12 protein-coding genes are annotated in these 13,071 nt (G+C 70.2%); 7 read left to right on the plus strand and 5 right to left on the minus strand.

Annotation, left to right across the window (positions count from 1 at the left end):
- Positions 1 to 17: 17 nt before the first annotated feature.
- Positions 18 to 845 (plus strand): hypothetical protein, encoded by an 828-nt coding sequence (locus VIP82_RS04630; RefSeq protein WP_331906127.1) that lies wholly within the window; start codon positions 18 to 20, stop codon positions 843 to 845.
- A gap of 13 nt (positions 846 to 858) precedes the next feature.
- On the opposite strand, the gene VIP82_RS04635 is transcribed toward VIP82_RS04630, so the two are convergent.
- Positions 859 to 2,667: a DUF4012 domain-containing protein gene (locus VIP82_RS04635; protein ID WP_331906129.1), complete on the minus strand. Its 1,809-nt coding sequence runs from the start codon at positions 2,665 to 2,667 to the stop codon at positions 859 to 861.
- 136 nt (positions 2,668 to 2,803) lie between these two features.
- A complete protein-coding gene (locus VIP82_RS04640) occupies positions 2,804 to 3,523 on the minus strand; it encodes an endonuclease/exonuclease/phosphatase family protein (protein WP_331906131.1) in 720 nt (239 codons plus the stop codon).
- 147 nt (positions 3,524 to 3,670) lie between these two features.
- Here VIP82_RS04640 and VIP82_RS04645 point away from each other — a divergent pair, with 147 nt between their 5' ends.
- The 3 genes from VIP82_RS04645 to VIP82_RS04655 all read left to right on the plus strand — a co-directional run bounded on the left by VIP82_RS04645 (position 3,671) and on the right by VIP82_RS04655 (position 6,088).
- Positions 3,671 to 4,060, plus strand: coding sequence for a hypothetical protein (locus VIP82_RS04645; RefSeq protein WP_331906133.1), 390 nt, complete (start codon positions 3,671 to 3,673; stop codon positions 4,058 to 4,060).
- A 39-nt stretch (positions 4,061 to 4,099) separates the two neighbouring features.
- Positions 4,100 to 5,095 (plus strand): glycoside hydrolase family 6 protein, encoded by a 996-nt coding sequence (locus tag VIP82_RS04650; protein ID WP_331906135.1) that lies wholly within the window; start codon positions 4,100 to 4,102, stop codon positions 5,093 to 5,095.
- Positions 5,096 to 5,218: 123 nt separating this feature from the next.
- The gene (locus tag VIP82_RS04655; protein ID WP_331906137.1) at positions 5,219 to 6,088 is read left to right on the plus strand and encodes a response regulator transcription factor; all 870 of its coding nucleotides are present in this window, start codon (positions 5,219 to 5,221) and stop codon (positions 6,086 to 6,088) included.
- A gap of 172 nt (positions 6,089 to 6,260) precedes the next feature.
- Here the strand turns inward: VIP82_RS04655 and VIP82_RS04660 are convergent, their stop codons facing one another.
- Positions 6,261 to 7,742, minus strand: coding sequence for a glycosyltransferase family 2 protein (locus VIP82_RS04660; RefSeq protein ID WP_414684612.1), 1,482 nt, complete (start codon positions 7,740 to 7,742; stop codon positions 6,261 to 6,263).
- 190 nt (positions 7,743 to 7,932) lie between these two features.
- Between VIP82_RS04660 and VIP82_RS04665 the strand changes: the two genes are divergently transcribed.
- Positions 7,933 to 9,576, plus strand: a complete 1,644-nt coding sequence (locus VIP82_RS04665; RefSeq protein ID WP_331906139.1) for a sensor histidine kinase — start codon at positions 7,933 to 7,935, stop codon at positions 9,574 to 9,576.
- On the plus strand, positions 9,573 to 10,748 hold the full coding sequence (locus tag VIP82_RS04670; protein ID WP_331906141.1) for a hypothetical protein: 1,176 nt from the start codon (positions 9,573 to 9,575) through the stop codon (positions 10,746 to 10,748). The genes VIP82_RS04665 and VIP82_RS04670 overlap by 4 nt, the downstream gene beginning before the upstream one ends.
- Here VIP82_RS04670 and VIP82_RS04675 read toward each other — a convergent pair.
- Together VIP82_RS04675 and truA are read right to left on the minus strand one after the other, a co-directional pair.
- A complete protein-coding gene (locus VIP82_RS04675; RefSeq protein WP_331906143.1) occupies positions 10,726 to 11,319 on the minus strand; it encodes a hypothetical protein in 594 nt (197 codons plus the stop codon). The two genes, VIP82_RS04670 and VIP82_RS04675, sit on opposite strands and share 23 nt — an antisense overlap.
- Positions 11,320 to 11,374: 55 nt before the next feature.
- The gene (truA, locus tag VIP82_RS04680) at positions 11,375 to 12,235 is read right to left on the minus strand and encodes a tRNA pseudouridine(38-40) synthase TruA (protein ID WP_331906145.1); all 861 of its coding nucleotides are present in this window, start codon (positions 12,233 to 12,235) and stop codon (positions 11,375 to 11,377) included.
- A gap of 87 nt (positions 12,236 to 12,322) precedes the next feature.
- On the opposite strand from truA, the gene VIP82_RS04685 reads away from it, so the two are divergent.
- Positions 12,323 to 13,071 (plus strand): acyltransferase family protein (locus VIP82_RS04685; RefSeq protein ID WP_331906147.1); only part of this gene is annotated, 749 nt, incomplete at its 3' end.

The raw sequence follows: 13,071 nt of genomic DNA on the forward strand, positions 1-13,071 counted from the left end.
GCTCGCGCTGACCGGCCGTGTCGACCTCGCTGGAACGCACATACCGGTACCTGCGGATCGGCATCGCCGGCACCGTCGTCGCGATCTTCGTCGCGATCGCACAGGCCGCGACCACCTACGGGTGGCTCACGTCGGTGAGCGACTACTTCTACACGCCCGCCCGCGACGTCTTCGTCGGGGCGCTGATCGCGGCATCCCTCGCGCTCTTCGCACTCTCGGGTCGCGGCGCCGAGCGTGCGCTGCTCGATGCCGCCGCGCTGTTCGCACCCCTCATCGCCCTCGTGCCGACCACGCTGTCACCGGATGCCGTGCCCGGCGTCGTCGTCGACTGCACCCAGCGCTGCTTCCCCCCGCAGTACGAAGCGGATGCCGCGAACGGCGTCGCCGTGTACCTCGTGCTGGGCGCCCTCGTGCTCCTCGTCGCCCTCGTGCTCGCAGCCCTCGGTCAGGTCTCGCTCGCCGCGGTGTGGCCGTCGCTGCTGGTCGCCGTCGTCGTCCTCGCCGTCACGGGACTGACGTGGGCGTTCGCGCGCGACGCGTTCCTGCAGCAGGCGCACTTCGTCGCCACGACGGCCTTCTTCGCGCTGTTCGCGGCGGTCGCGGTGCGCAACGCCTTCCCCCGCCGGGGCCCGCAGCCGACGCCGGTGTTCCGCGTGCTCTACACGATCATCGCCGTGGGACTCGTGGTCACCCTGATCGCGTACGTCATCCTGCTGCCGCAGGCGGACGGCTCCGGCATCCCGATCGTCCTCATCGTCGAGGGGATCGCCCTCGCGCTGTTCTTCTCGTTCTGGGTGGTGCAGGGCGTCGAGAAGTGGGCCGAGCCCGACCCGACGCTCCTCTGACCGCTCCGGGCGGTCAGCCGGCAGCCGGGAACAGCGCCGCGCAGCTCGGGTCGATCGTGACGCTGGTCGCGGTCGCCGTAGGGGTGTGACGCAGTCGCAGCGGAGCGAGGTCGCCCGGCGGCAACGCGACCGTGAACGCGGTGGTCACGGTCTCCCCCTTGCCGACGAACACCGTCTTGCTGACGGCGGTGTTGCCCTTCTCTACGCCGCTGCGTTCCCACCGCGCGACGTCCCCCACCGCCGGGATGGTGTGCGTGATCTGGGCGCCGGGAGGCGCGAAGAACAGCACGTCGAGCATCATCGTGGTACGCGGCAGGCCGAATCGCCAGTTCCGGAGCCCAAGCGTGTAGGGGCTCCGGATGTCGTCGCCGATCCCGTTGGCCAGCGTCATCGTGGTCGTGATCGTCCGCGCCGCGGCGTCGCACGTCGCGATGATCGACGTCGTCAAGTGGTACTCGAGCTTGCCGACGGAGGAATCGTTCAGGTAGATCCCCACCTGCGTCTGCGTCGCGGTGTCGCCGGCCAGCGCGCCATCCACACCGAGCTCGACGGCGAGCGCCTGCGCCGCCGGGTCGACGAACGCGAGGTTGACCCGCTGTTCTGCGGCGCCCTTCTTCAGCGCCTCGAGCATCTGCAGCGGGTCCCACGTCGAAGTGGTGAGGTGCGCGAACACCTGCTTCGCGGCATCCGCGAAGAACCGGTCGGAATCGCGGCCCTCGGGATACCGCTCGTAGGCGTCACTGAGCAGCACCGAGACGGCGTTGTCGGCGGTGAGCTGTTCTCCAGTACCGAGCGTCACGGGTCCGGCGACGGCGAGCATGTACGAGAGCACGACGGGGTCGATCGAGACGACACCGTCGAACGTCGCGCCGGTCGTGTGAGTCCACAGCGCCTGGAAGAACTGCGCCGTCGTCGGGAAGTCGGGCGTGAAGGTGTAATCCTGCGAATGCTTCGCCAACGTGGGCAGATACAGCCCCGTGGTCTCGGCGGGCAGCGCCACGTACACATCGTCCTGCGTTCCGGCGTCGTAGAACGTCTGCGAGCTCGCCTGGTCCACATACCCGAGCTTGCCGTCGGTGAGCGTCACGATCATGCTCGCGGCCGGGTTCCCGCCCGTGGCACGGATCTCTGCATTGTTCTGGAAGATCAGAAGATAGGTCCTTGTTCCCCCCGACCCGGCCATGTCGAGAAGCGTCGGCAAGTAGGTCTCGGCCACTCCGAGCGCGGGAGTCGCGAGGTCGATGAAGGTGAGGATGTCGGAGATCGAGTCGCTCACCTCGGGAAGCAGGGTCGCCGTGTCGATCGGCGCGACGATGGCCTGCGCGTCGGCGAAGGCCGCGGCGATCTCGGGGATCGAGCTCTGCACCTGCCGGAACGGCTCGAGGTCGATCCCGCCGCCGTCGAGCGTGAGGTCGTCGAAGTCGGTGACCGACAGGAACTGCAGTCCCGGCGTCAGGGCGCGCTCGACGAGGACGTCGACCGCATGCGTCACGCGCCGCACCGCATCGACGTTCTGCCCGATGAACGGCACACCGGAGGCGAGATCCCACAACGGGCCGTCCACGGTCCGCACAGCGAGCGTGACGTTCGCCTGGATCTCGTCCGTCGCCGCGAGAAGCTGCGCCTCGTCGGTCGAATCCAGGCTGTCACGCAGTTCTGCGATGCCGGATGCCGCCCGCCCGACCGCGGCACGGGCCCGCTGCGCTTCGGACCAGAACTGCATCGTGAGCGCGCCGACGACCACAGCCGCCGCGAGCAGCGCGGCGAGGACACCGAACAGGATCCAGGGCCAGACGCGCCGCCGGCGCGCCGGAACAGGCATTGCCCCGGCATCGTAAGCAACCCCAGTTCGCGCACCCTCGGATACGGTACGCGTGACGGTCCCCCTCGCCACGTTCCCCATGGTACGCGCGGCCCGTCAGGAAATCAGGGGGCCTCCTGAAACGCCGGGGTGGGACTCAGGCGGCGCCGGTCTCGGCTTCGGCGATCTCGACGACCCGCTTCACGCCGGCGGCGGGGTGAGCGCTCACGAGGATAGGCAGATGGTCGCTGAGCCCCTGGGGCAGCGTGCGCACCCGGTCGATCTCGAACCCGACCGACGTCGCGAAGTCGTAGTGCCCGCGGAAGAAGCGGTAGCGCGTGTACGTGCGCGAGTCCGACAGGTTGAGCTCGTAGCCCTGCTCACGCACGTGCTGGCCGAGCCGTTCCTTGAACACGGGGTAGTTGTAGTCGCCGACCATGAGCGCCGGGAGCCCGTCGCCCAGCTGCTGAAGCTCGCCCAGCGCGGTGCGGATCTGGTGGCGCCGAAGCGAGTTCAGCGCCGTCAGCGGGGCGGCATGGAACGAGGCCACGATGATGTCGACGTTCTCGTCGATGTCGTGGAGCCTGACCCCCAGCATCCGCTCCTCCGCCGGCTTCAGCACCCGGTCATGGAGCGACTTCTTGAGCGCGAGGGCGCGCACGTCGACGGCGCGATAGGTGTTCTCGCGGTAGTACAGCGCGAGGCCCAGCCGGTTTCGCTGCGTCGAGTCCGCCAGGCGCAGCCCCGAGATCTCATCGGGGATGTCGGTGGTGTCCGCCTCTTGGAGGCAGAGCACGTCCGCACCGTATCGCTCCACCAGGTGGGCGAGTTCGCCCGCCGCCCGGTGCTTGCGCAGGTTGTACGAGATGACCTTCATGTCGACGCCAGCCTATGCCGCCGACGTTGCTGGCGCGTGACCTTGACAAGTCCGCATCGGGACCTCACAGGGACCGTGGAGCCTCCGATGTACGAAAACCGGATGCCGCCCCTCTGGAGTGGTGTGCCGAGAACCCGGGAGGACCCCATGGCCGCAGCATCCACATCCGCCGTCCGCGCAGATCTCGCCGACGCCGTCACCGCGAGCCGCAGCGCTCGCGCGGCCGCCGAGCGGGAGCTCCGCCTCAGCGTCGTCATGCGCTCGCGTGCGGCCGTCGCCCTCGAGCGCACCGCACAGCGGCCCGGACTCGACGAGAACGGACGCGCACGCCTCCGAGCCGAGTACGCCGTCGCCGACCGCGCCGTCGCCGAGCGCCGCGCCGCTGTCGACAGGGCACGGGAGTTCGAGCGCGCAGCCGCCGTCGTCGCTCAGGCGTTCGAGACCGAGGCGACCTCGGCGAGCCCGCTCGCGGCCGCTCTGCTCGCGCTGGTCGGCTCGCGAGGGTCCGCTCGTCGCCGCGCCGTGCGGGCGGCGTGACTCCGCGCACCGCGCCGATGTTCTCGTAGAGTCGCCTTCGTGGCCACCTCGCGACGGACGATCACCATCCTCGCCGCCACGGGTCTCCTCGCGGTCGCCGGCGTCGTCGTCGCCGCGGTCCTCCTGACCGGTCGGGATCCCGAGCCGCCGGGGCCGGGAACGGCCGTGGTCGCCTCCGACTCTTCGAAGGCTGCGGATGCCGCCTCCCGCGCGCCCGCGGGTAGCCCCGAGCACGACGCCGCGCACTATCTGAGCGATCAGCCCACGGCCGTCTGGCTCACCCCCGAGGCCGATCCTGTCGATGTGATCGGCGACCGCATCGCGCATCTCGCGTCCGAGGCGCGCGCGCAGTCCGCGCGGATCGCGGTCGTCGTCTACGGACTTCCGGAACGCGACTGCGGCGGACAGTCCGCCGGCGGGCTCGACGGCGACGCCTATGTCGAGTGGACGCAGGCCATCGGGGATGCGCTGCGCGACGCCGCCGACACGTCGCCCATCGTGATCCTCGAGCCCGACAGCCTCGCCCTGGTACCGGAGTGCGGCAACGTGCCGGAGCGGGTCGCTCAGCTCGGGGCGGCGGTCGACGCGATCAGCTCCGAGAGCACCTGGATCTACGTCGACGGCGGCCACTCCGACTGGCTGCCGGCCGACGACATGGCCGACCTCATCGAACAGGTCGACCGGGCCGCGGACGACCGCCGCAGCATCCGCGGATTCGCGACGAACGTGTCGAACTTCATGCCGACCGGCGACGAGGTCGCGTACGCGCACGACGTGGCAGCGCTGCTCGACGGGCTGCACGCCGTCATCGACACCTCGCGCAACGGCGCCGGCTCGAACGGCGAGTGGTGCAACCCGCCCGGTCGCCTCGTCGGCGAGCCCGGCGGCACGATCGGCGACGACGTCGTCGACACCAACCTGTGGATCAAACCGCCCGGCGAGAGCGACGGCGAGTGCAACGGCGGCCCGGCGGCCGGTCGATGGTGGGACGAAGCGGCGATCGGGCTCACGCAGGACGTCGTCGTCTCGGATTGAGGCCGGACCAGGCATTACCCGGCGTTGTGTAGCATCGGGGGTACTGTGCACGCGTCGGGGGCCGCGGCTGGGGTCGGTCATCGGCGCAGGTTGGACCAACCGTCCGAGAGAGGACGACGCTGCATGAGCACCCCTTCCGACGAGCTGAAGACCGCCGTCATCATCGAGGACGACGCCGAGATCCGACACGTCCTGGCCGAGGTGCTCGAGTCGTCGGGCTTCTCGACGGTCTCGGTCGGCAACGGCATCGACGGAGTCCGCGCGGTACTCACCTACAAACCGGTGCTCACGACCATCGACGTGCACATGCCGGGCATCGACGGCATCGAGGCGGCCAAGCGCATCCGCGCGCAGTCCGACACCTTCATCATCATGCTGACCGGCCTGACCGACGAGGCCGACGTGATCGCCGGCCTGGGTGCCGGCGCCGACGACTACCTGGTCAAGCCGTTCCGCCCGCGCGAGCTGCGGGCGCGCGTCGAGGCCCTGATGCGCCGCGCGCGCGCCACCGCCGAGGGGACGCCCGCGCCGGCCGCGATGCCGTCTCAGGGCAGCGTGGGTCCGTCGTTCCCGAGCGCCCGGCCGGCGACCACGTCCATCCCGACCAGTCCGGTCGTCGAAGAGGCTCCGGCGGCGTCCGTGCCCGCACTCGTCGGCGACGGCGAGTGGCTCGAGCACCGCGATCTCCGGCTGCACCCTGAGAACCGCATCGTGCTGATCGGCGACGAGGAGCTCGACCTCACGCGCACCGAGTTCGACCTGCTCGCGACGCTGCTCGAGTCCAAGCGGCGCGTCCGCAGCAAGGCCGATCTGACGCTGGTGCTGCGCGGCGAGTCCTACGTGACGAGCTATTTCGTGGGGGATGCCGACAAGCGCGCCGTCGAGGCGCACATGACGAATCTGCGCCGCAAGCTCGGCGACAGTGCCGCGAACCCCAGCTACATCGAGACCGTGCGCGGCGTGGGCTACCGTCTGACCTCCGAAGCGGTCTGATCCGCGAACGCCGAAGCGGAGGCATCCGCTGCGCCCCAGACGAGCAGATGCCTCCGCAGGCTTCGGAGAGGGCGCCCGCCTCTCCCCCCAGGCGGGCTCCCTCACCTCCTCCCCCGCGCCGTGCTCCCCAGCCCCGGCGCTTTCCCCAGTTCCGACCCGCTTCGGGTTCGGGTCAGACCTTGTATCCGTGCTGACGACGGATGAGCTTGAAGAACATCGACAGCGTCTGCAGCACCGTGACGACGCCGACGATCGGCCAGCCGATCCACAGGATGGTCGACTGCACCATCGGGCCGAGCATCGACCAGATGACGGCCATGGCGATGATGACGGCGACCACCACGACGAGCGGCGTCCAGTGGCCGAGGCCGGCACCGCGCTCGGCCTTGGCCTGCATCGCCCAGTTGTCGACCTTCTTGCGCGACAGGAAGCGCGTCCATGACCGGGCGAAGTAGCTGAGCCGCAGCCACATGTACACCTCGGCGGGCAGGAGCGTGACGGCGAAAAGGAGGTCGCGCGCGCTGCGGTTGCCCATGGTGAGGGCCATGCGGGTGTTCAGTGCGATCGCGACGGCGGGTGCGAGCAGCCACCACGGCGAGAACACGAACGCCCCGATCGACAGCGAGCCGGCCAGGAGCGCCACGAACGCGACGCGCACGAAGAGGTTCGTGAGCATGCCGAAGTTCTCGAGCCACCGGACCCGCAGGTTCGGGTGGAACGGCTGGCCCTTGGTGTCTCCGCGCTGTCCCGGCCACATGAGCTCGATGGCGCCGTAGGTCCACTTCACCTGCTGCGCGTCCAGGGCGCGCAGGGTCGTCATGCCGCCGACGTCGGCGCGGGCGAAGGGGCTGATCTTGGTGAGGTAGCCGGCGCTCTTGATCTGCAGCGACAGCAGCGAGTCCTCGACCTCGGAGTCCTTGACCCACGGGGTGGACTGGTGGTTCTCCTTCATGACCTCGCGGAGGGCCTGCGTCGAGAAGATCGAGAACTGACCGCCGAGCACGGCCATGTTGCGGCCGCGCAGAAGGTTGTGCAGGTTGAACGCGGCGAACTGCGCGCGCTGACCGGTGATCAGGAACTTGGCGATGCCGCCCTTGATCGGCTTCTCGTCGATCGAGTAGATCGCCGAGATGCCGCCGATGCGGGTGTCGGAGGTCGCCTCCGACTCCAGGTACTCGACGGCCTTCTCGTCGGCGACCGTGTCGCCGTCGACGCCGAGCAGGTAGTCGTAGCCCTCGACCAGCGTGTAGCCGTAGTTCAGCGCCCCGACCTTCTTGTCGGGGTTCTTGCCGATGTCGTGGACGAACACCTCGGTGAACTGCTCGCCGAGCTCGGTGACGATCTCGTGCGGCCCCGCGAACGTCGAGGCGATGCTCACGGTCCGGTCGGACGTGTTGTTGACGACGACGTGGATCACGTCCGGCACCCGGGTCTGGCGGAGCAGCGACTCGATCACCTGTGCGATCGACTCCTCCTCGTTGTACGCGGGGATGACGCAGCCGATGGTCGAACGGTGCACCGAGGTGTCGTCGAGCACCGCCTCGAAGTCATCGGCGAAGCGGTGGGTGGAGACGGTGGTGACGTCCTCCAGCGCGGCGGTCGCCTCGCTGTGGTGCGTCCGCGGGGTGCGGGTGAGCGGGACCAGTTGTGTCACGTTCGTCGCTTTCGAGATCAGGGGCACCGGGGTCTCCGGTACGAGAACAGCTTCCCCCGCCGACCGCAACGCTCCTCCGAGAGACCGCGAGCGCTTCCGCAAGGTTTGCGCAAGGCATCCGCAAGAGAGGTTTGCCGACTCTGTCGGCGCGGCCCGAAATGCCGGGTGGCCGGGCCAATAGAATCGCGGCATGGCTACCGGGGCTGCACGACCGATGCTCGTCGTGGGCACGCCCGACGCCCGCACGCGGTCGATCTGGCTCACCCAGCTCGTCCTCGCGGCGAGCGTGCTCATCACGGCGATCCTGGTGATGGTGCTGCAGCCCGAGCTGTTCGGGCACTGGAATTTCCTGCTGGGCACTCTCGCGGTGGTCGTCCTGACGCTCGCGACGCTGGCGGTGCCGTGGTCACGGGTTCCGGCATCCGCCGTGCTGGCGGTCCCGTTCGCGGACGCGCTCGCGATCGGGCTCATGTCGACCGGCACGGAACTGCGCCTGGGCTACCTCTGGGCCTTCCCGGTCATGTGGGTGGCCATGCACTTCCGGACGACGGCCCTGGCGGCGATGCTGGCGCTGATCGGCCTCATCCTGTTGCTGGACTCAGCCCTGAGCCCCGGGCCCCTGGGCGCGCTGCGGGTCTTCGTGGTGCTCCTCTCGTTGACCTTCATCGGGATCACGGCGCACATCGCCCTCCGCAGGACCCGTTCGCTGCGACGCCTCCTGCGGCGCCAGGCGAGTCGTCTCACCGCGACGCTCTCCCGCCGGTCCGATCAGGAGCGGCGGACGATGGAGATCCTCAACGGCATCGACACCGGCATCGCGCGGATCTCGGAGGACGGCACCCTGCTGGCCGTCAACGACGCCTACTCGCGGCTCTACGGCCTCGACCCGCTCGACCCGACGCGTCCCGCGCAATCGGTCGAGTACACCGGACTGCGAGGCATGCCGGTGCCCTTCTCGGAACGCCCGTTCTCGCGCGCCGCCCGCGGTGACACCTTCACGGACGCCTCGGTGTGGCTGTTCACCGTGGAAGGAGAATGGCGCGCGCTGTCGGTCACGGCGAAGCGGCTGGCCGCCCGCGGCGACGAGGATTCCAGCATCCTGCTCCTCGTGCACGACGTCACGGCGCTCACCTACGCGCAGCGGGAGCGGGAGCGCTTCACCGCGATGGCCTCCCACGAGCTGAAGCACCCGCTCACGGTCATGATCGGCAACGCCGAGCTCGCCCTCGAGCTCGACGAGCTCACCCCCCGCACGCGCGAGCGCTTCGAGTCGATCGTCGCCGCGAGCGACCGCATGCTCACGATGACCGAGAGCCTCGTCACGACATCGCGGCGCGGTTTCTCAGGCCGCGACGAGGTGGACGACATCGATCTGCGGCAGATCCTCCTCGAGTCCGTCGCCTCGTTCCGATCCACGGCGGTCGCCAACGACATCTCCGTGGACGTGCAGGCCGACGAGGCGCTGCCGATCACCGCCGACGGCTTCCGGCTGCGCCAGGTGGTCGACAACGTGGTGAGCAACGCGATCAAGTACACCCCGCGAGACGGCGGGGTGCGTATCGCCGGGGCCGTCGAGGGCGAAACGGTCGTGCTGACCGTCGCCGACAGCGGCATCGGCATCGGCGCGGACGACCTCCCCCACATCCTGACGCCCTACTTCCGCACCAGCGAGGCGAAGGAGAAGTCCGGCGGCACCGGGCTCGGGCTCGGCATCAGCAACGACATCGTGCTCGCGCACGGCGGCACCCTGGAGATCGACAGCGAGGCGGGCGTGGGCACGACCGTCACGATCCGCCTGCCCCTGGCGGCAGACGTCACGGAAGGACCCGCATGACCGACCTCATCGCCGGCTCGGGCGTGGATCTCGGCATCGCGCAGGCGGTGATCACGACGCTCGCCACGGCGCTGACCATCGGTATCGCGTTCCTCGTGCGGCCGGGACTTCCGACGCTCTACTGGAGCATCGCGTTCACCCTCTCGATGCTCGCGACCTACGGCGTGGTGGCCGGCCAGATCACCGACATGGAGGTGCTCCGGCGCGCGTCCCTGGGGGCGCTCATGGGCGCCCCCGCCTTCCTCTGGTCGGGGTTCCGGGCCGCATGGGGCTTGCGTCCGCACGTCTGGGCGGGTGCGCTCCTCGCCGGCGGTTCGGCTCTGGCGCTCGCGACGGTCGCCGACATGTCGTGGTTCACCGTCGCGTATCGCACGGTCTTCTTCGCGGCATCCGTCTTCGCCGGCCTGTTCGTGCTCGACTGGGCACGGTCGGCGAGTCGACGCAGCGACAGGCTCTTGCTGCCCCTCGTGATCGTGTCCGTCGCCTTCTTCGCGACCGGTGTCGCCACCTTCGTCGCGGGTTTCGTCTTCCCACCGTCGGGCGGGGACGACTTCACGCTGGTGCGCCTCGTCTCATCGGTCGGGATGCTGGTGTACGTCGCCTGCGCGCTCATCGCCGTCGTCGGTCCCACCGCGCGCGATAGCGGCCTGGGGCGCCCCGCAACGGTGTCCACCGCCTGGCAGCAGTTCGAGCGGATCGCCGGCGACCGTCTGATGCGTGCCCAGAAGACGTCCGAGCCCTGGTCCGTCGTCTATCTGGGACTCGACGATGCCGCCGACATCCGCCAGACAGGCGGCGCGGCGGCTTTTGCACGACTGTCCGAGCGGCTCGAGGACGAAGTGCGCGCCGTGTTTCCCGCTGAGTCCGACGTCGGCTCGCCCTCGGCGGGCGCCGTCGTCGTGCTCGTGCCACGGGGGGATTCCGCCGTCCGCGACCTCCTGCGCATCATCCTGGAGCGGGTCACAGTCCTAGACGTACACGGCGCCATCCCGATCCGGCCGACCGCCAGCGCCGGTTGGGCACCGGTGTCGGTGCTCGGCTACGACCTCGACACGCTGGTGTATACCAGCCGCGAGGCCGCGCGGGTGGCCAGCGGGAAGGGCGGCGACCGATGGGAGCGCGTCGGTGCGACCATCGTGAAGCGCCTGATCAGTCAGTCAGAGCTACCGTGATCGTGTCGGTCGCCGTCTGCTTCGCGTACTCGCTCGAGGTCGGCGTCGTCTGCACCAGGAAGTCGTAGCTGAACTGCAGCGTGACGAACGTCGCCTCCGGCGGCACCGGGCCGACGTTGAACGTCTGCGAGTAGCTGTACGGGTCGAGCACCAGGTAGCCGGGGCTCACGGTGGATGCGTCGGCCTGCGGCGCCAGAGCCTCGAGCGGCCCGGTGGGGGTGGAGGGGACCGCGGTCATCGACGCGCGCTGCAGATACACCTTCTGCCCGTCGTCGGGCTGGACGGTCGTGATCAGCGAGATGCTGACGGGCTTGACCGCCTCTGCGGTCCACTGGTCCATCGACAGCGTCGACCAGTAGTCGACGGTGGCCGTCACCGCTCCCGCGGCGAGCTGCCGCTGGGTCGCCCCGCCCGAGAGGTCGTTGGGCACCGGGGTGGGCACGGCGGTCGACGTCGCGGTCGGCGTGCTGCCGCCCGCCGGATCCCACGGCGCCGGCCCGCACCCGGCGAGCGCCGAGACACCGAGCGCACCCACCACGACGACACCGGCGAACCGGTTCCACTTGCGCATACGACCCCCGAAGTCGACCCCGCCCGAAACGTCCGGTCAGTCTAGCGGGGCGCCCTCACTCGCGGTCGCGCCGCGCGCGCGTCTGTTCGGCGCGCTGGGCCAGCAGGTCGTCCGCGGGGTAGCCGACGGCGGTCAGCGTGAGTCCGCGCGCGGCGAGCACCTTCACCTCGGGCACGCGCTCCTGCGCGTCTCGGATCTCGACGACGTCGTCGACGTCGAGCCGGCCGTCGCCGACGGCGACGCACGCCCCGACCAGCGCGCGCACCATGCTGTGGCAGAACGCGTCCGCTTTGATGTTCGCGACCAGCACTCCGGCGTCGTCGCGGTGCCAGTCGAACTCGAGCAGCGTGCGGATCGTCGTCGCCTCGTCGCGCGGCTTGCAGTAGGCGGCGAAGTCGTGCAGCCCGATGAGGGCGCGGGCCGCGGCATCCATCGCCTCCGAATCGAGGGATGCCCGCACCGAGGTGGTGCGATGGCGCTCGAGCGGGTCGTACCCGGTGACGCTGTCACCGATCCGATATTCGTAGCGACGCCACACGGCGGAGAAGCGAGCGTCGAAGCCCGCGGGGGCGATGCGGGAGCCGAGCACCGCCGCATCGGAGTAGGCGCCTACGACGCCGGTCATGCGCGCGGCGAGGGCGGCGGCGCGGTCGTCGAGCGTCGGTGTCGCGCTTCCTGTGCGCGCCTGCCGTGCGAGCAGGCGCTGCGCCTGGGCGTCGTCGAGGTCGACGTGCGCGACCTGACCGGTGGCGTGGACGCCGGCGTCGGTGCGACCGGCGACCACCAGCCGCGGCTCCCCGCCGAGCACCCGGGCGAGCGCCGACTCGAGCGTCTCCTGCACCGTGCGGAGTCCGGGCTGGCGCGCCCATCCGCGGAAGTGCGTGCCGTCGTAGGCGATGTCGAGGCGAATGCGCACCTGCCCAGCCTAGTGAGCCGCAGCCGTCGCCCCTCAGGCTGGCCACGTAGGATTGCCGTCCTCCCCCACCTTCGTTCGCGAGAACCCATGACGTCGACTGCGCCCACCGCTGCCCCGCCCGCCCGCTTCGCCGGGCTCGACGGCATGCGCGCGATCGCGGTGACGCTCGTCGTGGTCTACCACCTGTTCCCGCCCCACGTGCTGCCCGGCGGCTTCCTGGGCGTCGACGTGTTCTTCGTCATCAGCGGATTCCTCATCACGAGCCTCCTGCTGCGCGAGCACACGGCCACCGGCCGCATCGCGCTCGGACGGTTCTGGCAGCGCCGAGCACGGCGCCTGCTCCCGGCCCTCGCGGTCGTCGTGGCCGTCTGCGCTGCGCTCGCGTGGGTGATCGGCGGCGACGTCCTCGTCGATCTCGACGCCCAAGTGGTCGGCGCCGCGACCTTCAGCTACAACTGGGTCTCGACCGCGGGCGGCGGCGGATATTTCGCAGCCGCGACACCGGAGCTCTTCCGCAACTTCTGGTCGCTGGCGGTCGAAGAGCAGTTCTACCTGCTCTGGCCGCTCGTCTTCCCGCTGTTCCTGCTGCTGCCGCGCGCCTGGGCGCGCACAGCGGCCGCGTTCGCGCTGGCCGCCGGCTCGGCGGCGTGGATGGGCATCGTCGTCGGCAGCGGAGGCGATCTCACGCGCGCCTACTTCGGCACCGACACGCATGCGTTCGGCCTGCTGCTCGGCGTCGGCCTGGCATTCCTGCTCGCTCGGCTGCCCCGTGCGCGCTGGGCCGACTCCCGCGTGGCACGCCGGCTCACCGGCGGGGCCGGAGTCGTCGCGGTCGC

This window comes from Microbacterium sp. (genome assembly GCF_036566905.1).
Taxonomy (GTDB): domain Bacteria; phylum Actinomycetota; class Actinomycetes; order Actinomycetales; family Microbacteriaceae; genus Microbacterium.